We start from the raw sequence: 19,457 nt of genomic DNA on the forward strand, positions 1-19,457 counted from the left end.
GTGAGTGCGAGGCAACTCACGTTCCGGGGTCAACGAGCCATCACTGTGGGTGCGGGTTAGAAGCGCAAGGTGCGAATGTCACGACGAATGGGCAGAAAACCGCTGCCGCCAGTGGCAAAAGGCTCGATCGCGAGTGATGCTTATTACCCGCGGGTACAACGGGGCCGTGAAAGTTGCGGAGGTGCCCATGTCCGAGCGCTCGGAACTTACTCTCGCCGACGGTGTGACCCTGCACGTCGAAGTGTTCGGTCCGGCCGATGCCGAGGTGACCGTCGTGCTGCTGCACGGGTGGTGCCTGGACCGGCGCACATGGCACCAGCAGATCGCGGCGCTGCGCGGGCTCGGCGTCCGGCAGCCCCGGATCATCACGTACGACACGCGCGGTCACGGACGGTCCGGATCGACCCGGCTGGGCTCGGCGACGCTCGGGCAGCTCGGCGACGACCTCGCCGAGGTGCTGCGCCGATACGCCGGCAACGGTCCGGTGGTGCTGGCCGGCCACTCGATGGGCGGCATGACGATCATGGAGTACGCCGACCACTACCCGGTCGAGTTCGCCGAGCGGGTGGCCGGCCTGCTGTTCGTCTCCACCACCGCCGAGGGGCACACCCACACCAAGTACGGCCTGCCTCCGCGGCTCGCCACGCTGATGCGGGCCGGCGAGACTCTCGGTGCCGGGCTGCTCGCCCACTCGGGTGCCTGGCGGCCGCACCGGGCGCTGCTCCCCGCCCTGCGCCCGGCCCTGCGCTGGCTTCTGTTCGGCGACGAGTACGAGGATGCCGCACTCCAGGTGACCATGAAGAGCGTGGGCCGCACCACGCTGCGTTGCATCGGTGGCTTCCGCAGCTCGATCGGTGATCAGCAGCGGCTCGACACGCTGGCCCGGCTGGGCGACGTGCCGGCCGCCGTGCTGGTCGGCGACCGGGACCGGCTCACCCCGCCGCCGTGCGCCCAGTCGATCGCCGAGGCGCTGCCGGGCACCGAGCTGACCGTCTTTCCCGGCGCCGGCCACATGCTGATCCTGGAGCGGCACGCCGAGGTGTCGGCCGCGCTCGCCGGGATCGTCGAGCGGGCCGCCTCGAGCACACCGGAGGAGCGTCGCCGCCGCGCCAAGCGTGCCCGGAAGGCGAACCAGTACGACCAGGCCGCCTGAGGCCCTACGAGGCCAGGGACTTGGCGAGGTTGTCCATCAGGTCCTCGGTGCCCTGCCGGCGCTGCGCCACCGTGTCCAGCCCGTCGAGGTAGACGCCCTGCTCGGTGACCGCGAAGTCGGTGCCGCCGCTCGCGCTGGAACGCACCTCGACGGTGGCCACCGAGACCGAGATGCGCTGCCCGTTCATGCTCATTTCGTACGTATAGACGATCCGCTCGTCGGGAACGATGTCGACGTAGGTCACGAAGAACCCGAACCGGGTGCCGTCCGGCAGGACGGACACCTGGGTCTCGCGGCCGCCCTCGCGGAAGTCGAACGTGTCCTCCTCCCGTTTCATGTCGGCCGGCCCGTGGAACCACAGTGCCTTGGCCTGCGGGTCGGCGAAGGCGCGGAACACCCGGGCGGGCGCGGCGTCGAAGTGGCGTTCGATCCGGAACGTGTCGTGCACGGCCGAACGGTCGGTCATGTCTGGTCTCCCTCTGTGGTTAGGAACTCTTCGAGACGGTCGAGGCGGCTCTCCCAGCCGGCCCGGCGGTCGGCGATCCACTGCTCGGCGGCCTGCAACACGGCAGGCTGGAGCCGGCAGGTGCGGACCCGGCCGACCTTCTCCGAGCGCACCAGGCCGCTCTCCTCGAGCACGCGCAGGTGCTGGAGGACGGCGGGCAGCGACATGGTCAGCGGCCCGGCCAGCTCCTTGACCGTGGCCGGGCCGCGGCTGAGCCGGTCGACCATGGTGCGCCGGGTGCCGTCGGCGAGCGCCGCATAGACCCGGTCGAGCACTGGAGGATGGTTAAGCACTTGCTTAAGTATTCACGCCGGCGCGGCGCTGTCAAGAACCCGCTTAGACGCAGCCAGCGGCGGAGGAGTAAGTTCGATTGCCCCCTTCCGACAGGGGCGCGGAAACAGGGAGATCCACGGACTTGAGCGATCCCACCGTCCTGCAACAGGAAATCGCGGTCGAGCAGCAGCACGTGGACCGGGTCTACGCCCGGCTCACCGAGCTACGCCGGGACGCCTCGCGCGCCGAGAAGGAGGGCTACCAGCTGGCCGGCGTCGGCACGTTCGGCGCCCTGGTCGAGCGGGACGCCATGGTCTACCACGCGGCCCGGCGCCGGCGTGCCCTCGACACCGAGTACGAGGGCCTGGTCTTCGGCCGGCTCGACCTCCGGGGCGGGGCCACCCACTACGTCGGCCGGATGGGCATCCGCGACGAAAATTCGCAGCCCCTGGTGGTCGACTGGCGGGCGCCCGCGGCCGCGGCCTTCTACCGGGCCACCGCGGCCGAACCGCTCGGCGTGGTGCGCCGCCGGATGATCCAGTCCAGCCGCGAGCGGGTCACCGGCATCGAGGACGACCTGCTCGACCCCGACTCGGCGCCGCCGGACATGCGGGTGGTCGGCGACGGCGCGCTGCTGGCCAGCCTGTCCAAGGCGACCGGGCACGGCATGCGCGACATCGTCGCCACCATCCAGCGCGAGCAGGACGACGCGATCCGATCCCCCGCGTCCGGCGTGACGATCGTGACCGGCGGGCCGGGCACCGGCAAGACCGCGGTGGCGCTGCACCGCGCCGCGTACCTGCTCTACTCGGATCGCAGCCGCTTCGCCGGCGGCGGCATCCTGGTGGTCGGCCCGTCCGGCGTCTTCGTCGAGTACATCGCGACCGTGCTGCCCTCGCTCGGCGAGGACACCGCGACCCTGCGCTCGCTCGGCTCGCTGATGCCCGGCTACGACGCCACCCGGGTCGACCCCGGCCCGGTCGCGGCGATCAAGGGCTCGCTGCGGATGCGGCGGGTGCTCGAGCGCGCCTCGCACGACGCCGTGCCGGACGGGCCCACCGAGCTGCGCCTGCTCTACCGCGGCGCGCTGCTGCGGCTGGACGCCCGGCAACTCGACGACCTCCGCCGCCGGGCGCTGCCCCGCGGGGCCCGGCGCAACGAGGTCCGCGGCACCGGCTTCGACCGGGTCTTCGACGCGCTCTGGCAGCAGGCCCGCCAGCTCAAGGTCACCGGTCTGCCGGAGAAGCGCGAGTTCGAGGCGGAACTGGCCGACCGCACCGACTTCCGCGAGTTCCTCAAGGCCTGGTGGCCGCGGTTCACCCCGATGCGGGTGCTGCGCTGGCTGGCCAATCCGGGCCGGCTTCGTAGGTACGCGAACGGCCTGCTCTCCCGCGAGGAGATCGGCACCCTCCAGGGCTCGTTCGACGGGCTGGGCGAGCACGGGCCGACGATCGCCGACGTGGCGCTGCTCGACGAGCTGGACGAGCTGATGGGCCGGCCCCGGCAGCCGGCTCGCAAGACCAAAAACCCGTTCCACGTTCGGGACGGGATCCAGGAGGTCAGCACCTATGCCGACCGGCAGGCCGCGGCCCGGGCCCAGCAGGTGCAGCGCGACGAGGACTACCGCGACTTCGCGCACGTGGTGGTGGACGAGTCGCAGGACGTCTCGCCGATGCAGTGGCGGATGATCGGGCGCCGCGGCTCCTATGCCTCCTGGACCGTGGTGGGCGACCCGGCGCAGACCGCGTGGGCCGGCGACCCGGCCGAGCTGGACCGGTCCCGCGACCGTGCGCTGGGCTCGCGCAAGCGCAACAGCTACGCGCTGACCACCAACTACCGCAACTCGGCCGAGATTTTCGCGGTGGCCGCGTCGGTGATCCGCACGATCATGCCGGACCTGCCGCTGCCGTCGGCCGTCCGCAGCACCGGCGTCGACCCGGTCGACCTGGTGGCCGAGCCGGCCGCGCTCGCGGACGTGGTCCGCGAGGTGACCGAGAAACAGCTCACCGAGGTCGACGGGACGATCGGAGTGATCACGCCGGTGCCGCGCCGGGAGGAGATGGCCGGGTGGGTGGCCGGGCTTCCCGAGCGGGTCCAGGTGGTCACGGCGCTGGAGGCCAAGGGCATGGAGTACGACGCCGTGGTGCTCGTCGAGCCGGGCTCGCTGACCCGCGATCCGGCCGGCATCCGCACGCTGTACGTCGCACTCTCCCGGGCCACCCAGCGCCTGACCACCGTCGGGACGGATCCGCGCTGGCACCCCTGACTGGCACCCCTGACTGGCACCCATGAGCAGAGCCGCTACGGGATCGGGATGCTCACCGCGTTGTAGGTCGTGGTGGGCTCCGCCGGCGTGGTGAAGCGGGCGTTGGGCAGCCAGAACCGCTTGCCGTACTCGGCGATCGTGGTCGGCACGTCGAAGGCCGGCGACGTGGTGCGGGAGACCACGGTGGCCTGCGAGCCGTCCCGGTTCAGGCGGAGCTTGGTGACGGTGTTGAGGCGGTTCTGCACCACGTAGAGGTCGCGGCCGCGCAGCCACAGGCCGTCGCCGTTGAGCACGTTCTCGGGTTCGCCGGCCTCGGTCAGGCCGAGGTCGATCTCGGTGGTGACGCCGTCGTAGGTGGTGCGGAACAGCTGGCCGGTGTTGCTCTGCACGACGATGAGCGCCCGGCCGTCCGGGGTGGGTGCGATGCCGTTGGCGTTGTTGCCGGTGGTGTAGACGAGGTCGCCGGTGAGCGGGATCGGGACGGCCGCGGCGGGTAGCGCGCCGCGCTTGCCGAGCGGGAGCTTGAACAGCACCGGGTTACGCGAGTCGGTGTACCACGCGGCGCCGCCGGTGAGGGTGACGTCGTTGATGAACGCGGGCACGGTCTGCAACACGTAGGACTTCAGCACGGCGCCGCTGCGCAGGTCGATGACCCGGGCGTCACCGCCGCCACCGCCGGCCACGAACAGCCGGCCACGGTCGTCGATCTTGAGGCCGAGCGACTGGGTGCCGGGGCCCTCGCTGAGCACCTTGCCGGCACCGGTGCGCAGGTCGACCCGGTAGATGTCGCCGTCGACCCGGGACCCGAAGTAGGCGTACGGCTTGCCACCGATGGCGATGCCCTCGGGCTGGAAGCCGGCGGGCAGCGCGACCTGGTCGAGTACCCCGGATGGGGAATGTGCGGCCGCGGGCGCCGCGCCGAGCGTGAGTGCGAGCACGCTTGATACGACAATCGCGAGAGTACGTCTGGACACGGAGAGATCCTTTCCAGGCGGTGCAATTGGGGTTGTCAATGAGTTCATACCCCACAAGTGCCGAACCAGTTCGGCTTGCATACATAGCGATGTACGCATACATTGGCTTCGGCGCGGGTCGCCGACGGAGGGTTGACAGCATGGGAGCCGGGCACGACCACGGCACGCAGGCTCTGCGGGCCGGGGCCAAACACCGCAGCCGCCTCTGGTGGGCCGCCGGCCTGCTGGCCGGGTTCATGGTGGTCGAGGCGGTCGCCGCCAGCCTGACCGGCTCGCTGGCCCTGCTCTCCGACGCCGGCCATATGTTCACCGACGTGCTCGGCATCGGCATGGCGCTGGCCGCGATCACCGCAGCCGGCCGGGCCGGCACCGACTCGCACCGCACCTTCGGGCTGTACCGCCTCGAGGTGCTGGCCGCGCTGGCCAACGCCGCCCTGCTCACCCTGGTGGCCGGCTACGTCGTGGTGCAGGCGGTGCTCCGGTTCAGCGAGCCACCCGAGGTGCCGGCCGGGCCGATGCTGGTGGTGGCCACCGGCGGCCTGATCGTCAACCTGGTCGCGTTCGCCCTGCTGCGCGGCGGCGCCAAGGAGAGCATCAACGTCCGCGGCGCGTACCTCGAGGTGGTCGGCGACCTGCTCGGCTCGGCCGGGGTGATCCTGGCGGCGCTGATCATCGCGTTCACCGGCTGGGCGGCGGCCGACCCGATCGTGGCCGTCGTGGTCGCGCTGATGATCCTGCCGCGCACGTTCGCGCTGGGCCGCTCGGCGGTGCGGATCCTGGTCCAGGCCGCGCCCGAACACGTCGACATCACCGCGGTCCGCGAGCGCCTGGCCGCCGTGCCGGGCGTCTGCGACGTACATGATCTGCACGTTTGGACTTTGACCTCGGGTATGGATGTGGCCTCGGCCCACCTGCGCCTGGACGCCGGCGCGGAACTGGGCGACGTGCTGAGCGTCGCTCGCGAGGCGCTGCACGACGACTTCGACATCGAGCACGCCACTCTCCAGGTCGAGCCGGTGGGGGCGGGCGGACGCTGCACGCCGGCCGGTTGGTGATCACTTAGCTATGGCGATCATCACGGCTCAGGGTGCACGCTGATCACACCCGTCACCGAGTGTTCTGACCAGCGCCGTTCCCTCGGCACCTCCTCATACGCTTGGTGGCCATGTCATCACGGAGGGATACAGTCATGCAGTCGGTCATCCACCAGCCGAAGGTCGCGTGGGAGGGGGCCCGGGCGTTCGTTCGCGCGGCCGGCAGCCCGCACTCGGAGCAGTTCGCCGCGCACGTGCTCAACCGGCTGGGCAGCGAGGTCTACGGCCAGTACGCGGACACCCGGCAACGCCTGCTCACCGCACTGGTCGAGACCGGCGGCGACCGGCACGCGAGCGACGTCGAGTCCGGCAAGTGGCGGGTGCGGCTCGAGGATCTGCTGCGCAGCCGGCCCGACCTGACCGCGGCGGTCGTCGAACTCACCAGCGAGGCGCAGGAGCTCTGACGCACCGGCGGCTGTGAGACTTTCGCGGATTTCGCCCTGATAGGCGTCCGCAAAAGTGGACAATGTCGGATATGAGCGATGCTCGGGTCATGGTCTTCGCGCCAGCACCCCAACTCACTGTGACGATCGAGCAACAGCACGAAGAGCCCGAACTGCACGTCCATCCGGGCGGTCAGGGCATCTGGCAGACCCGCATGATCACCTCGCTCGGCGCCGAGGTGGTCCTCTGCGCCGCGGTCGGCGGTGAGGTCGGACGGGTCCTCAAGCCGCTGCTCGACTTCAAGGGCGTGTCCCTGCGGACGATCCCCCGCGAGACGGGCAGCGGCTGGTACGTGCACGACCGCCGGGACGGCAGCCGGCGCGAGATCGCCGAGCGGCCCGGAGCGCCGCTGAGCCGCCACGAACTGGACGAGCTCTACAACCTGGCCCTGGCCGAGGGGCTCAAGGCCGGCATCGCGGTGCTCAGCGGGCCCGCGCACCCCTCCGTGATCAAGGCCGAGGTCTACCGGCGGCTGGCCGCCGACCTGCGGGCCAACGGCTGCCGGGTGATCGCCGACCTGTGCGGCAACCACCTCAAGGCGGTGCTGGACGCCGGCCTCACCGTGGTCAAGGTCAGCCACGAGGAACTGATCGCGGACGGGCTCGCCAAGGACGACTCCGAGCGGGCCCTCACCGACGCCCTGCTCAAGCTGCACGACGACGGCGCCGAGGCGGCGCTGGTCTCGCGCGCCGACGCGGGCGCGCTCGCCCTGATCAACGAAGAGATCTATCGGGTCGGCACCCCCAAGCTGACCCCCACCGACGGCCGCGGCGCCGGCGACTCGATGACCGCGGGCGTGGCCGCGGTGCTCGCCCGCGGCGGCGAGATGAGCGAGGCGGTCCGCACCGGGGCGGCCGCTGGCGCACTGAACGTCACCCGGCACGGGCTCGGAACCGGGCACTACGACGCGGTGCAGGTGCTCACCGAGCGGGTCAAGCTCACCCCGATCAAGAAGGCGCGATGACAACCGGTACGAGAATTCTGGTCACCAACGACGACGGCATCGACTCCCCCGGCATCCGGTATCTCGCCCGGGCCGCGGCGCGGGAGGGCCACGACGTCGTGGTCGCGGCGCCGATCGCCGAGTCGAGCGGCAGCAGCGCGGCGATGACCGCGATCGAGGAGCACGGCAAGATCATTCTGCACAAGCGGGAGCTGCCCGGCGCCAAGCACATTCCGGCGTACGCGGTGGCGGCGTCCCCGGCGTACATCGTGCTCCTGGCCCTGCGGGAAGCCTTCGGCGACGTGCCCACCGTGATCCTGTCGGGGATCAACCGGGGCGCCAACGCCGGCTCGGCGGTGGTGCACTCCGGCACCGTGGGCGCCACCCTGACCGGCTCCTACGCGGGTCTGCACGGCCTGGCCGTCTCGCTGGACGTGCTCTCGCCCCGGGCGGCGTCGAGCCGCAGCGGCGGCGCCGCCATGGCCCAGATCGACCGCGAGGACGACGAGAAGCGGCACTGGAGCAGCGCCGCCGAGCTGGCCGCCCGGCTGCTGCCGACGCTGCTGCACACACCGGCCGGCACGGTCTTCAACCTGAACGTGCCGGATCTGCACCTGGACGGCATCCGCGGGTTGCGGCGGGCCGCCCTGGCGCAGTTCGGTCAGGTGCAGATGAGCATCGCCGAGGCCGGCGAGGGATTCGTGCGGACCGCCGTCCAGGCCGCCGACGAGCTGCTCGAGCCGCAGACCGACCTGGCCGCGCTGGCCGAGCACTTCGCCGTGGTCACGCCGCTGCGCGCCCCCGTGGAGGCGGCAGACGTGCGATTCAACCTGGAGACGGTGCCGGTGCACTCGCCGGCGATATGAATTTTGAGGATCAGGCTCCGGAGACGGCTGGCTCCTGGGTGTCGGCGCCGTCACCGTGCGGCTGTGGGTTGCCGAAGAGGCCGAGCAGCCCGGTCACCCACAGCTGGCGGTGCGCGAACCGGCTTGGCCGCGTGACGATCAGCTTGACCTCGCTGACCGCCGCGAGCTGGAAGGCGGCTACGAGGGCGCTGATGCCCACGGAGTCGATGAAGGTTACGTGCTGCATGTTGAGCTCGATGCGGGAGAGACGTGCCTCGGCGAGCTGGGTCGCCACGGTCTCCCGGATCTCATACGCGTTCTCGACGTCGATCTCACCGTGCGGTGAAACCTCCACCACGTCGTCGGCAAGCGTCGACGTCATTATCGACAGCGTCACGCCAATTCCCTCCACCCGCCCGGAACGTCCGGGCGTCTGCTCCTCTGTGCGCGAACCGGGACGCAGCGTAGTGCGCTGCGTCACACGGTCCTTCGCCGGGGGCAGTCGAGACTACCCCCAAAAGGCTCGGTGCGACTGGCCGAAAGGCTAGGGCTCGAACCTGTTAACCAGCTGAGTGGCTCGTGTGAACCGGGTCAAGACTACCGGGGCCTGTCCAGTCGTTTCCAAAACGTGATGGTGTCCACAGCGGACACGTTTGCCTCATGGCGCACATGGGCAGGTTGACTGGGTAGCGGGTGTACAGGAGGTAACAGACATGTCTTTCCGGAGCAGCACCAAGGCGGAGCGAACCGCCGCGCAGGCGTGGGACTACCTGTCGTCCGCGGTGACCTCCGCCGGCGAACACGCGTCCAACGCGGCCGGCAAGGCCGGGGCGAAGAGCCAGGAACTGGCCGGCAAGGCCGGCGGGCGGGCGGACGAGGCGTGGAGCCGGGCGTCGGCCGCGCTGGACGTACTGGCCGGCCGCAAGCCGAGCCGCCCGTGGGGCCTGATCGTCGGCGTCGGCCTGGTCGGCGTGGCGCTCGGCTGGGCCGCGGCGAGCTATGCCCGGGCGGCACTCGAGCGTCAGGCCGAGGAGGAGGAGCGCGAACTCGCCCAGACCGCAGTGATCGTGACACCGGGCGAGTAGCCGGACAATGCCAGCCGCCGGGCGGAGCCCTTTGCCGCCCGGCGGTCCTAGTGTGGCCCCATGGACGCGCAGTTCTTCGACACCGCGGACGATCTGCGGACGTGGTTCGAGCAGCACCACGAGACGGCGCCCGAGCTCTTTCTGGGGTACTGGAAGAAGGGCAGCGGCCGCACCGGCGTGTCGCACACCGAGGCGATCGAGCAGGCGCTCTGCTTCGGCTGGATCGACAGCGTCGGCCGCCGCATCGACGACCAGCGGTATCAGGTGCGCTTCACGCCGCGGCGCAAGGGCAGCGTGTGGAGCACCATAAACGTGGCGAAGATCGCTGACTTGACCGAGCGCGGCCTGATGCGTCCGGCCGGCCGGCGGGCGTTCGAGGAGCGCAAGCCCGAACGCGTCGCGGCGTACTCGTACGAACAGCCGGACGGCGTCGACCTGGAACCGGCACAAACGACGCTCTTCCGGAACAACCCGGCGGCCTGGGAGTGGTATTCGGCGCAGTCGCCGTCCTACCGCCGCGCGGCCGCGCACTGGGTGGTGAGCGCCAAGCGCGCCGACACCCGCGAGCGGCGGTTGTCCCAGCTGATCAGCGACTCGGCGGCGGGCCGCAGGGTGCCTCCGCTCGCCCCCCGCTAGATGACGCCCCTCTGTACAGTTGAGCGACGTTCGGCTTTGCGGTCTCGCCCCTCGCGGCTTGGCCACCTGACTAGATAAGGTCCGTCGGTGCTGTCTGCAGGACACCTCCTGGGCAACCGGTATCGGTTGGACGAGCGCATTGCCACCGGTGGCATGGGCGACGTCTGGCGCGGCACCGACGTTGTCCTCGGCCGGGTGATCGCGGTCAAGGTGCTCAAGACCGCAATGCTGACCGACCCGGAGTTCGCGGCCCGCTTCTACGGCGAGGCCCGCATGATGGCGTCCTTCCGGCACCCCGGCGTCGTCGAGGTCTACGACTACGCCGGCGCCGACCAGACCGACGACGAGCGGGTCGCCTACCTCGTGATGGCGTACGTGGAGGGCGAGCCGCTCTCCGCCCGGGTGCGCCAGGGGCCGATCAGCGTGATCGAGACCATGTCGATCGTGGCCCAGGCGGCCGACGCGCTGCACGCCGCACACCAGGTCGGCGTCGTGCACCGGGACGTGAAGCCGGGCAACCTGATCGTGAAACCGACCGGCGCGGTGATCCTGGTCGACTTCGGCGTGGCCCGGTCCAACGCCGTGACCAGCGTCACCCAGCTGAACGCGATCGTCGGCACCGCCCTCTACATGGCCCCCGAGCAGGTCGCCAAGGGCAAGGTCTCGGCCGCCACCGACATCTACGCGCTGGGCGCCGTGGCCTACCACTGCATCGTCGGCCAGCCGCCGTTCGACGGCGACAACGCGCTCCAGGTCGCCATGCGCCACCTCGAGGACGAGCCCGAGCCGCTGCCGCCGCACGTGCCGCCGGAGGTGCGCGAGCTGATCGCCCGGGCGATGGCCAAACAGCCGACCGACCGGTTCGAGACCGCGGCCGCGTTCGCCGAGGCCGCGTACGCCGCCGCCGGGCCGCTCGACTGGAAACGGATGACCGGCACCGCGCTGGTCGCCCCGCTCAGCCCGCCGGCGCCGACCCGCGCCGTCCCGGCCCCGCGCGACCTGCCGTTCGCGCCGACGACGCCGTCCCGCAAACCGCAGCGCAGCGAGACCGCGCTGCTGGTCGCGGTGTGCGTGGTGGTGCTGCTGGCAATCGGCCTGGCCGGTGCCCTGTTCCTGCGCGGGAAGGAGGGGAAGAACGTCGAGAAGCAGGGCATCAACGTGCCGTCCGCGACCGCCACCGTGGAGGAGAGCGTCGCGCCGCTGCCGCTGCCGAGCGTGAGCAGCAACCGGCCGTCGCTGCGCCCGAACGCGACCCGCCCGGCCGCGTCCCCGACGGCGACCGCCTCGGAGTCGCCGACCAGCACGCCGACGACCACCACCCCGCCGACCACACCGCCCACGACGCCGCCCACCACCCCGCCCACGACGCCGCCCACCACGCCACCGACGACGCCGCCCACCACCGATCCGACCACGGTCCCCCCACCGGCCGGCGCCGGCACTTGACCCTGACACCGTGTCAGGCCAGAGGGTACGAGGACCATGTTCACTATCGGAGACTTCGCCGGCCTGGGCCGGGTGTCGGTGCGGATGCTGCGCCACTACGACGCCATCGGCCTGATCCGTCCCGCCCACGTCGACCCGCACAGCGGCTACCGCTACTACACGGCGGCCCAGCTGCGGCTGCTCAACCGGGTGGTCGCCCTCAAGGACCTCGGCTTCACCCTGCACCAGGTGCAGGCCATGATCGAGGACAAGGTCGACTCCGGTGAGCTGCGCGGCATGCTGCGGCTGCGCCGGGCCGAGCTCGAGGCGCAGGTGGAACGGGACAACGCCCGCCTGGCCCAGGTCGACGCGCGTCTCCGCATGATCGAAAGCGAAGGGCACATGGACACCGGAGACGTCGTTCTCAAGCACCTGCCGTCGGTCCGGGTCGCGATGCTGTCCGGCATCGCGACCAGCTACGACGACCCGGCCTCGATCACCGAGAACCTGACCCCGCTGTACCCGCGGCTGATGGAGCTGATGGACCGGGCCGGCGTCACGATCACCGGGTCGCCGATCGCCTACTACCGGCCGGCGCCGACCGGGCCGGGCGACGAGACGATCACGGTGCACGCGGCGTTCCCGATCGCGGCGGCCGACCTGACCGACCCCGGGTTCGAGGTGGTCGACCTGCCGGCGGTCGAGCAGGCGGCCACGGCGCTGCACGAGGGCTCGATGTCCGAGGCGTTCCGCACCGGGCAGAAACTGGCCACCTGGATCGACGACAACGGCTACCAGACCGTCGGAGCCGGATATGCCCGCGAGGTGTATCTGGACTGTCCGCCCGGCGAGTTCGACAAGTGGGTCACCGAGTTGCAGGTGGCGGTGCACAAAGCAACCGAAAACTAACCTCAGGTCGGGCGGGGCTCCGCCGATGGGGGCGGCCGGCACGGTGGGAGCCACCGGGCCGCTTCCCGCGAAAGGCCCCGCACGATGACGACTCAGGTTCCGCACGAGCCGCCGCAGTTCGGCGGCTACCCGACGTCCCCGCCGTGGGCCGCGACGGCGTCCGAAGCGCCACCGCAGCCCGGTTACGAGACCGCGCCCGGCCAACCGGGCCCGCCCGGTTATCAGGCTCCGCCGGGTTACCCGGCACCAGCCGGCCACCAGCAGCCCGGCGGGCAGCAACCGCCCGGGTTCCAGCCGATGCCCGGGTTCGAGTCGATGGCCGGGATCCAGCCCTCGCAACAACCGGCCGCGGCGATGCCGGGTCCGGCGCCGCTGCCGCTGCCGCACGGCAGCCTGATGGTGCTGCACCCGGAACTGATGCGCGCCGCCGCCCGGCCGAAGGCGCCGTCCTGGATCCCGGTTGCCGTCTTCACGTTCCTGTTCGGCCTGTTCGGGGCGATCTCGGCACATCGCCGCGCCAAGCGGGCGGCCTGGACCGGAAACAGCAAGCAGCCGTACTGGATCGCCTTCGGTGTCACCATGGTCGTCAGCACGGTGCTCGGGGTGATCATGGCCATCTCCGCCCTGATCCCGCTGTACCTGGTCGTGCGCGAGGACGCCGCCGAGAAGGCGCTGGAGAGCAGCATCGTGCAGAGCAAGCCGGCCAACGGACCGGCGGCGACCGCGGCAGACTGCACGCCGACGGCCGAGCGCGGCGACGACGGCCTCCGGCCGTACACCTGCACGGTCACCCTGGAGGGCGGCCGCAAGGCCGGTCTGCGGGTCGTTGCCGACGATCAGGGCAACGGGCGCCAGGTGAAGTGAGCGGTACGCCCGCGGGCCGGTTCCGGCCCGCGGGCGTACCCGTCAGAACTCGATCGGCACGCCGGCCCGGACCAGCTGCCAGTTCGGCACGAAGAAGTCGGCCGGGTCGATCGCGCCCTTGGCCTGCGCCCAGTCGATCAGCAGCTGGCGGATCTCCTGCTGCGCGTTGTAGACCTGGGTCTTCACGATGCCCGGGAAGTTGCCGCCGCCCGAGCGCCGGTAGTTGTTGACCGCGACCACGAACCGCGCGGCCGGGTCGACGTCCGCGCCACCGATCTGGAGCCGGGTGATCCGGGATCCGACCGGCTGGCTGATGTCGATGTCGTAGTCGACGCCGGACATGGTGTCGTAGTTGTAGTCCGGCACCGCCGGGTCGCTGATCGTCGCCGGGTCGACCGGGTCGCCCGGCGCCAGCGTCCGGAAGTACTTCGCCGAGTATTCGAGGTACGCCTTGACCTCGGCGCCGGTGAGCACGACCGCCTCGAGCGTGTTGTCGTAGATGTAGAGCCCGGCCACGTCCTTGATCCGCACGTCGCCCTGCGGGAAGACCGCGGTCCGGCTGAACGGCGCCGCGATCGAGAGCACCGGCAGGCTCGCGTACTCGGTGCCGGCCAGCGCCGCGGCGACCGTGTCGGTCTGCACCTTGTTGATGTAGTCGAGGATCGGGGTGTCCTGGTAGCGCGAGGTCGCCGCGGACAGCACCTCGGTGGACCGGGCCACGACCTGGTTCACGTACGCCACGGTCTTGTCGTGCTGGGCCTTGACCACGGCCAGGACCCTGGGGTCGGCCTCGACCGTGTTGGTGTTCAGGGTGGTGGCCGCCTTGGTGGTGACCCGCCACCGGCCGCGCTCACGGACCAGGTCGAAGTCCATCCTGGTGAGCCTCTGGCCCCACCGGGACGGCTCGGACAGCAGCACCTGCGCGCCGGTCGCGGTGTTCGTCACGAACCGCTGCGGCACGTCGGCGTGCGCGTGCCCGAACAGGATCGCGTCGATGCCCGGCACCCGCTCGGCGATCAGCGCGGACGGGTTCTCGATCGGCAGTTCGGGTCCGTAGCTCGAGGTGCCGCTGTCGCCGCCGTGCGCCGAGATCAACACCACGTCGGCGCCGCGGGCCCGCATGATCGGCACGTACTTCGCGGCCGTGCTGATCATGTCGAGGAACTCGATCCGCCCCTCCACGTTGGCCCGGTCCCAGATGGCCGAGCCCGGGTTGGTCAGGCCCAGGATGCCGACCCGCAGCGTGGGAGCGTGGCGACCCGGGGAGACCTTCTTGATCACGTACGGGGTGAAGGCCGGTCGCCCGGTCGTCGCGTTGACGGCGTTGGCGGCGAGCGCGGGAAAGCCGAGTTGCCGGATCCACAGGTTGAGCAGCGGCAGGCCGTAGTTGAACTCGTGGTTGCCCAGCGTCACGGCGTCGTACTTCAGCACGTTCATGGCCCGGGCCATCGGGTGCTTCTCGCCGGTCGTGGTGATCGGCTCCTGCTTGGCGTAGTAGGTGGCCAGCGGCGTGCCCTGGATGGTGTCACCGGCGTCGAGCACCAGCGTGGCGCCGGTCGCCTCGGCCCGCAGCCTGGTGACGAGCGCGGCCAGCTTGGCCACGCCGACGTCGTTGTGGGCGCTGTCGTCGTACTCGGCGTCCTTGTAGTAGTCCCAGTTGTAGACGTTGCCGTGGGTGTCCGAAGTGCCCAGTACGGTGAGGTGGTAGTTCTCGCCCGGGCGGCCTCCGGCCTCGGCCGTGCCCGGGATCGCGAGGGGCGCGGCCGCGGCGGCGGCCGACGCGGCGATAACGGTACGCCGCGATACGCCGGCGGAATGGGTCATCACGAACCTCTCAGACTCGTTACGCGCACCTTGTGGGTGCACTCAGAGCACAGTAGCCGTCGATGCCGGTCACATCGTTTCCGGTTGATCGATACCGAGCAGCGCCAGACCCACCCGCAGCGTCCGGGCGGTCCGGTCGGCCAGGGTGAGCCGGCTCGCCCGGGTGGCCGCCTCGGCCCGCAGGATCGGGCAGGTCTCGTAGAAGCCGGAGAACGCGACCGCGAGATCGTGCAGGTGGACCGCGAGCCGGTGGGGTTCGCGCAGGGTGGCCGCGGCGGTCAGGGCCGGTTCGAAGCCGAGCAGGGCGAGCGCCAGCCGCCGTTCGGCCGGTTCGGTCAGCCGCACCGGGCCGCATTCCGTGTCGGTACGCCGGAACACCGACCCGACCCGGGCGGTGGCGTACTGCAGGTACGGGCCGGTGTTGCCGGTGCTGGCCAGCATCCGGTCCCAGTCGAAGACGTAGTCGGAGCGCCGGTCGGCGGCCAGGTCGGCGTACTTGATCGCGCCGATGCCGACCGCCGGGGACGAGGCCCGGGCGTCCGCCTCGTCGAGCAGCGCGGACAGCCGGATGTTCTCGCCGGCCCGGGTGCGCAGCATCTTGCCGTCGGTGCCGAGGATCGCACCGAACTCGATGTGCTCGGCGACGTCGTCACCGGTCAGCCAGCCGGCCTGCCGGGCGACCGCGAACACCATCCGGAAGTGCGTCCGCTGCGGGGCGCCCACCACGTACAGCAGCCGGTCGGCGGCCAGGTCCCGGGTCCGGTGGCGGACCGCGGCGAGGTCGGTGGCCGGGTAGCCGAAACCGCCGTCGCTCTTGCGCACGATGAGCGGCAACGGCTCGCCGTCCCGGCCGGTGAAGCCCGGCGGGAACGCACACAGCGCGCCGTCGCTGACCGTGAGCAGGCCCTTCGCATCCAGTTCGGCCACCACGTCGGCGAGCACGTCCTGATAGGAGCTCTCGCCGACGAAATCGCCCGCGGACAGGGTCACGCCGAGCCGGGCGTACGTGGTCATGAAATCCCGCTCGGACAGGGCGACCAGCCGCCGCCACATCCGCCGCGTCGCTTCGTCGCCGCTCTGCAACGCCACCACCCGCCGCCGCGCGCGGTCCCGGAAGTCGTCGTCGCCGTCGAACTTCTGCCGCGCGGCCCGGTAGAACGTGGTCAGGTCGGCCAGCGTGCTCTCACCCGCCGCGTCGCCGCCCGACTCGACCAAATGCTCGATCAGCATCCCGAACTGGGTGCCCCAGTCGCCGAGGTGGTTGGCCCGCACCACGTCGTGCCCGAGGAAGTCGAAGATCCGGGCCAGCGCGTCGCCGATGATCGTCGACCGCAGGTGGCCGATCTGGAGTTCCTTGGCCACGTTGGGCCCCGAGTAGTCGATGACCACCCGCTCCGGCTTGGCCACCGGCGGCACCCCGAGGCGGTCGTCCAGGGCCTCGACGCCGGCCGCGAGCACCTCGTCGGCAACGGTCAGGTTGACGAAGCCGGGCCCGGACACCGCGGCCGTGGCCAGTCCGGCCAGATCCGCCCGGGCGACCGCGTCCTGCGCGATCTCCCGCGGCGGCCGGCCCACCTGACGGGACAGTGCCAGCGCGGCCCCGGACTGGAAGTCGGCATGCTGGGAGGCCCGCACGGCCGGGTCCACCGGGACTCCGTCGACCGCGTGGAAAGCGGTCGCCAGCCGGTCGGCGAGCAGAGCTTCGAGATTCATCGGGCAACCCCATCGACGTGTACGCACGAGGGCGGGTCGACCGGTTGCGAGGCGTCACCGGCGGGATCGACCCGCCGGTGGAAAAGCAGAACTCAGCGGCGGTCGTCGGAACGCCGGCGTCGCTCGCTGAAGGTGAACATGGCTGGACTGTAGCAGGATGGCCGGATGCGCAACGACCTCCTTTGGCTACCCGGCGAGACGGGCGTCCTGGGACTGCCGTCCGGCCGGCTGGTGCGCGGGCGCGGGCTGCGCCACCCGATGCCGTCCGGGCACCCGCCGACCTTCGGCGTCTACCTGCTCGGGGCGCCGCCGCCCGAGTTCGGGTGGGAGAGCCGGTGGGTGCGCTGGCCCGACTTCCGGCTCCCGGCCGATCGGGCGTACGCCATCCGGGTTTTGCGAGAAGCCTGGGAACGCGCGGAGGATGAGCGGGTCGAGATCGCCTGCGGCGGCGGCCGCGGGCGCACCGGCACCGCGCTGGCCTGCCTCGCCGTGCTGGACGGGGTGCCCTCACGGGAGGCTGTCGGGTATGTCCGGGAGCACTACCACCGGCGCGCGGTCGAGACGCCATGGCAGCGCAGGTTCGTGCAAAACTTCGATGATGGTCGATAGCTTGCCGACCGCACGGGCGAAACACGGGCACTGATCAGAAGCTGCCATTACGCTGGACCAGCACGCCGACGCCGTGGGGGACCAATGATCGTCGTGGAGCGTACGTTTGCCGTGACTGCCGCCCCGGCCGCGGTGCTGGACTACCTGCGGGACTTCGCGAACGCCCAGGACTGGGACCCGTCGGCCGAGCGCACCAGCCGGATCGGCGGCGGCCCGATCGCTCCCGGCGCGCAGTGGCGGCACGCCCGCAAGTTCTTCGGGGTGACCGCCGAGTTGACGTACACGCTGCTCGAGGCCGGCACCGGCCGGATCGTGCTGCAGGGCCGCAGCGAGGGCGCGACGTGCATCGACACGGTCACGGTCCGGTCCGTTCCGGGCGGCACCGAGGTGACCTACCGGGTCGAGTGGGAGATGCACGGGCTGGCCAAGCTGGCCACCCCGATCATGCGGGCCGAATTCGAAAAGCTGGCCACCGACAGCGTCGCCGCGGTGACCGCGGCCCTCGACGGGGTGCAGCCGCGCCGGTTCGGCGCCGCCACGCCGAACCTGCTGCCCACCCCCGCCGAGGAGACCGGCTGATCAGCGCCGGGTCGCGAGCACCTGCACGTACGCCGACGGGATCTTGACGGTGCCATCGGTGGCGATGTTGTTCTCGGACACCAGCGACACCAGGTCGTCATAAAGCAATTTGCCGCCCGCTGAGTCCACCCGCGGCGGAAAACCCCGGACAACCCCGTCGGAGGAGCCGAGAGCCTCGAACGCCTTGAGCGTCGGGCCGTAGTTGGTGCGGAAGTAGTCGGTGAACGCCTCCGGCCGCTCGAAGCGGAACACGAAGGTGCGCGGCACCACCCGCAGGTCGGTGACCCGGTCGCCGAACAGCTCGCGGATCCGCGGCTCGCTGCCCCACTCGACCGGCCCGCGGATGCCCGGCGGCGGCGGAACCCGGCGGCCCACGGTCCGGAACATCTGCCCGATGAAGCCCTCCGGCGTCCAGTTCGCCATCGCGATGGTGCCGCCCGGCCGGCAGACCCGGGTCAGTTCGGCCGCGACCCGGTCCTGGTCGGGCGCGAACATCGCACCGACGACCGACACCACGGCGTCGAACGAGCCGTCCGCGTACGGCAGGTTCTCCGCGTCCGCGATCTCGTAGTCCAGCGTGAAGTGCTCCGCGGCGGCCCGCTCCCGGGCCCGGTCGAGCAGCGACGACACGTAGTCGGTGGCGGTGACCCGGCAGCCGCAACGGGCGGCCGCGATCGCCGCGTTGCCGCTGCCGGCCGCGACGTCCAGGACCCGCCAGCCGGCCGACAGGTCGGCGGCCTGGACGAGTTCCTCGGCGATCGGATGAATGTGTGCGGCCACGGCGCCGTAGTCGCCGCTGGCCCAGGTGATCTGCTGCTTGGCCTTGATGCCTTCGAGTACCAGTTCCGTCATGCCAACGACGTTAGAAAACCCGGCCGCCGGCCACATGGGGAATGCTCCCTATGTTGCCGGCCCGAGCAGGCCGCGTTCCCTAGCCGCGGCGGCGGCCTTGCCCCGCGACGACACCCCGAGCTTGCCGAGCACGGCCGAGACGTGGTGGTCGACGGTCTTGGGCGACAGGGTGAGGCGGGCCGCGATGTCCGCGTTGCTCAGCCCCCCGGCGAGCAGCACCAGCACCTCCTGCTGGCGGGCGGTCAGCCCGGTGGGATCGGCTGCGGTGGCTGTCCGCGGCCCGCGCGGCACCGGCAGGCCGCGCTCGCGCAGCTCGGCCCGCAGCCGCCGGGCCGGCCGCACGGCACCGAGCCGGTCGTAGATGCGCAGTGCCTCGGCGGCGGCCTCGGCGTCGCCGCAGGAGAGCGCCTCGGCCCGGGGATAGAGGCAGCCCCGCTCGGCCCAGGCCGCGGCGGCGGCCCGCC

The 19,457-nt window shown here is 71.3% G+C and carries 21 protein-coding genes; 13 read left to right on the forward strand and 8 right to left on the reverse strand.

The genetic code is table 11. The features are described from left to right. Window positions 1–187: 187 nt before the first annotated feature. Entirely contained in the window at window positions 188–1,153 is a 966-nt protein-coding gene (locus tag Ari01nite_RS41050) for an alpha/beta fold hydrolase (protein ID WP_203788926.1), read from the forward strand. A gap of 4 nt (window positions 1,154–1,157) precedes the next feature. Here Ari01nite_RS41050 and Ari01nite_RS41055 read toward each other — a convergent pair whose 3' ends face one another. Then, a complete protein-coding gene (locus Ari01nite_RS41055) occupies window positions 1,158–1,619 on the reverse strand; it encodes an SRPBCC family protein (RefSeq protein ID WP_203788928.1) in 462 nt (153 codons plus the stop codon). Beyond that, window positions 1,616–1,933, reverse strand: coding sequence for an ArsR/SmtB family transcription factor (locus tag Ari01nite_RS41060; RefSeq protein WP_275410923.1), 318 nt, complete (start codon window positions 1,931–1,933; stop codon window positions 1,616–1,618). The genes Ari01nite_RS41055 and Ari01nite_RS41060 overlap by 4 nt, the downstream gene beginning before the upstream one ends. A gap of 140 nt (window positions 1,934–2,073) precedes the next feature. Between Ari01nite_RS41060 and Ari01nite_RS41065 the strand changes: the two genes are divergently transcribed. Continuing rightward, window positions 2,074–4,197: a HelD family protein gene (locus tag Ari01nite_RS41065; protein ID WP_203788932.1), complete on the forward strand. Its 2,124-nt coding sequence runs from the start codon at window positions 2,074–2,076 to the stop codon at window positions 4,195–4,197. Between the two features lie 35 nt (window positions 4,198–4,232). Here Ari01nite_RS41065 and Ari01nite_RS41070 read toward each other — a convergent pair whose 3' ends face one another. Beyond that, the gene (locus Ari01nite_RS41070; protein WP_203788934.1) at window positions 4,233–5,171 is read right to left on the reverse strand and encodes an SMP-30/gluconolactonase/LRE family protein; all 939 of its coding nucleotides are present in this window, start codon (window positions 5,169–5,171) and stop codon (window positions 4,233–4,235) included. A 140-nt stretch (window positions 5,172–5,311) separates the two neighbouring features. On the opposite strand from Ari01nite_RS41070, the gene Ari01nite_RS41075 reads away from it, so the two are divergent. The 4 genes from Ari01nite_RS41075 to surE all read left to right on the forward strand — a co-directional run bounded on the left by Ari01nite_RS41075 (window position 5,312) and on the right by surE (window position 8,518). Then, complete coding sequence (locus Ari01nite_RS41075) at window positions 5,312–6,226, forward strand: cation diffusion facilitator family transporter (RefSeq protein ID WP_203788936.1); 915 nt, start codon at window positions 5,312–5,314, stop codon at window positions 6,224–6,226. A 134-nt stretch (window positions 6,227–6,360) separates the two neighbouring features. After that, window positions 6,361–6,669, forward strand: a complete 309-nt coding sequence (locus Ari01nite_RS41080) for a hypothetical protein (RefSeq protein WP_239163454.1) — start codon at window positions 6,361–6,363, stop codon at window positions 6,667–6,669. 71 nt (window positions 6,670–6,740) lie between these two features. Beyond that, window positions 6,741–7,673 carry a 1-phosphofructokinase family hexose kinase gene (locus Ari01nite_RS41085; RefSeq protein WP_239163455.1) on the forward strand — a complete coding sequence of 311 codons (933 nt, stop codon included), beginning with the start codon at window positions 6,741–6,743 and terminating at the stop codon, window positions 7,671–7,673. Continuing rightward, on the forward strand, window positions 7,670–8,518 hold the full coding sequence (gene surE / locus Ari01nite_RS41090) for a 5'/3'-nucleotidase SurE (protein ID WP_203788940.1): 849 nt from the start codon (window positions 7,670–7,672) through the stop codon (window positions 8,516–8,518). The genes Ari01nite_RS41085 and surE overlap by 4 nt, the downstream gene beginning before the upstream one ends. 10 nt (window positions 8,519–8,528) lie before the next feature. Here the strand turns inward: surE and Ari01nite_RS41095 are convergent, their stop codons facing one another. Continuing rightward, window positions 8,529–8,894 (reverse strand): STAS domain-containing protein, encoded by a 366-nt coding sequence (locus Ari01nite_RS41095; RefSeq protein ID WP_203788942.1) that lies wholly within the window; start codon window positions 8,892–8,894, stop codon window positions 8,529–8,531. Between the two features lie 316 nt (window positions 8,895–9,210). Here Ari01nite_RS41095 and Ari01nite_RS41100 point away from each other — a divergent pair, with 316 nt between their 5' ends. The 5 genes from Ari01nite_RS41100 to Ari01nite_RS41120 all read left to right on the forward strand — a co-directional run bounded on the left by Ari01nite_RS41100 (window position 9,211) and on the right by Ari01nite_RS41120 (window position 13,416). Beyond that, window positions 9,211–9,582 (forward strand): hypothetical protein, encoded by a 372-nt coding sequence (locus Ari01nite_RS41100; RefSeq protein ID WP_203788944.1) that lies wholly within the window; start codon window positions 9,211–9,213, stop codon window positions 9,580–9,582. Window positions 9,583–9,642: 60 nt separating this feature from the next. Next, entirely contained in the window at window positions 9,643–10,218 is a 576-nt protein-coding gene (locus Ari01nite_RS41105) for a YdeI/OmpD-associated family protein (protein ID WP_203788946.1), read from the forward strand. A gap of 87 nt (window positions 10,219–10,305) precedes the next feature. After that, complete coding sequence (locus Ari01nite_RS41110) at window positions 10,306–11,664, forward strand: serine/threonine-protein kinase (protein WP_203788948.1); 1,359 nt, start codon at window positions 10,306–10,308, stop codon at window positions 11,662–11,664. 36 nt (window positions 11,665–11,700) lie between these two features. Next, complete coding sequence (locus Ari01nite_RS41115; RefSeq protein ID WP_203788950.1) at window positions 11,701–12,552, forward strand: MerR family transcriptional regulator; 852 nt, start codon at window positions 11,701–11,703, stop codon at window positions 12,550–12,552. Window positions 12,553–12,636: 84 nt separating this feature from the next. Then, window positions 12,637–13,416 carry a YihY/virulence factor BrkB family protein gene (locus Ari01nite_RS41120; RefSeq protein ID WP_203788952.1) on the forward strand — a complete coding sequence of 260 codons (780 nt, stop codon included), beginning with the start codon at window positions 12,637–12,639 and terminating at the stop codon, window positions 13,414–13,416. Between the two features lie 42 nt (window positions 13,417–13,458). Here Ari01nite_RS41120 and Ari01nite_RS41125 read toward each other — a convergent pair whose 3' ends face one another. Together Ari01nite_RS41125 and argS are read right to left on the reverse strand one after the other, a co-directional pair. After that, window positions 13,459–15,240 carry a bifunctional metallophosphatase/5'-nucleotidase gene (locus Ari01nite_RS41125; RefSeq protein WP_203788954.1) on the reverse strand — a complete coding sequence of 594 codons (1,782 nt, stop codon included), beginning with the start codon at window positions 15,238–15,240 and terminating at the stop codon, window positions 13,459–13,461. A 69-nt stretch (window positions 15,241–15,309) separates the two neighbouring features. Further along, a complete protein-coding gene (gene argS, locus Ari01nite_RS41130; protein WP_203788956.1) occupies window positions 15,310–16,953 on the reverse strand; it encodes an arginine--tRNA ligase in 1,644 nt (547 codons plus the stop codon). 165 nt (window positions 16,954–17,118) lie between these two features. Between argS and Ari01nite_RS41135 the strand changes: the two genes are divergently transcribed. Then, complete coding sequence (locus Ari01nite_RS41135; protein ID WP_203788958.1) at window positions 17,119–17,562, forward strand: protein-tyrosine phosphatase family protein; 444 nt, start codon at window positions 17,119–17,121, stop codon at window positions 17,560–17,562. Between the two features lie 84 nt (window positions 17,563–17,646). Next, window positions 17,647–18,141 carry an SRPBCC family protein gene (locus Ari01nite_RS41140; protein ID WP_275410924.1) on the forward strand — a complete coding sequence of 165 codons (495 nt, stop codon included), beginning with the start codon at window positions 17,647–17,649 and terminating at the stop codon, window positions 18,139–18,141. On the opposite strand, the gene Ari01nite_RS41145 is transcribed toward Ari01nite_RS41140, so the two are convergent. Continuing rightward, window positions 18,142–18,993 carry a class I SAM-dependent methyltransferase gene (locus Ari01nite_RS41145; protein ID WP_203788962.1) on the reverse strand — a complete coding sequence of 284 codons (852 nt, stop codon included), beginning with the start codon at window positions 18,991–18,993 and terminating at the stop codon, window positions 18,142–18,144. Window positions 18,994–19,041: 48 nt separating this feature from the next. Further along, a partial coding sequence (locus Ari01nite_RS41150) for a helix-turn-helix domain-containing protein (protein WP_203788964.1) occupies window positions 19,042–19,457 on the reverse strand: 416 nt, incomplete at its 5' end.

This window comes from Paractinoplanes rishiriensis (genome assembly GCF_016862375.1).
GTDB classification, from domain to species: domain Bacteria; phylum Actinomycetota; class Actinomycetes; order Mycobacteriales; family Micromonosporaceae; genus Actinoplanes; species Actinoplanes rishiriensis.

Excerpts from the sequence above, each read along its gene's own strand:
- Ari01nite_RS41100 (WP_203788944.1), top strand. The coding sequence starts at position 9,211 with ATGTCTTTCCGGAGCAGCACCAAGGCGGAGCGAACCGCCGCGCAGGCG.
- Ari01nite_RS41125 (WP_203788954.1), bottom strand. The coding sequence starts at position 15,240 with ATGACCCATTCCGCCGGCGTATCGCGGCGTACCGTTATCGCCGCGTCG.
- Ari01nite_RS41080 (WP_239163454.1), top strand. The coding sequence starts at position 6,361 with ATGCAGTCGGTCATCCACCAGCCGAAGGTCGCGTGGGAGGGGGCCCGG.
- surE (WP_203788940.1), top strand. The coding sequence starts at position 7,670 with ATGACAACCGGTACGAGAATTCTGGTCACCAACGACGACGGCATCGAC.
- Ari01nite_RS41120 (WP_203788952.1), top strand. The coding sequence starts at position 12,637 with ATGACGACTCAGGTTCCGCACGAGCCGCCGCAGTTCGGCGGCTACCCG.
- Ari01nite_RS41050 (WP_203788926.1), top strand. The coding sequence starts at position 188 with ATGTCCGAGCGCTCGGAACTTACTCTCGCCGACGGTGTGACCCTGCAC.
- Ari01nite_RS41075 (WP_203788936.1), top strand. The coding sequence starts at position 5,312 with ATGGGAGCCGGGCACGACCACGGCACGCAGGCTCTGCGGGCCGGGGCC.
- Ari01nite_RS41105 (WP_203788946.1), top strand. The coding sequence starts at position 9,643 with ATGGACGCGCAGTTCTTCGACACCGCGGACGATCTGCGGACGTGGTTC.
- Ari01nite_RS41145 (WP_203788962.1), bottom strand. The coding sequence starts at position 18,993 with ATGACGGAACTGGTACTCGAAGGCATCAAGGCCAAGCAGCAGATCACC.
- Ari01nite_RS41115 (WP_203788950.1), top strand. The coding sequence starts at position 11,701 with ATGTTCACTATCGGAGACTTCGCCGGCCTGGGCCGGGTGTCGGTGCGG.
- Ari01nite_RS41140 (WP_275410924.1), top strand. The coding sequence starts at position 17,647 with ATGATCGTCGTGGAGCGTACGTTTGCCGTGACTGCCGCCCCGGCCGCG.
- Ari01nite_RS41135 (WP_203788958.1), top strand. The coding sequence starts at position 17,119 with ATGCGCAACGACCTCCTTTGGCTACCCGGCGAGACGGGCGTCCTGGGA.
- Ari01nite_RS41055 (WP_203788928.1), bottom strand. The coding sequence starts at position 1,619 with ATGACCGACCGTTCGGCCGTGCACGACACGTTCCGGATCGAACGCCAC.
- Ari01nite_RS41085 (WP_239163455.1), top strand. The coding sequence starts at position 6,741 with ATGAGCGATGCTCGGGTCATGGTCTTCGCGCCAGCACCCCAACTCACT.
- argS (WP_203788956.1), bottom strand. The coding sequence starts at position 16,953 with ATGAATCTCGAAGCTCTGCTCGCCGACCGGCTGGCGACCGCTTTCCAC.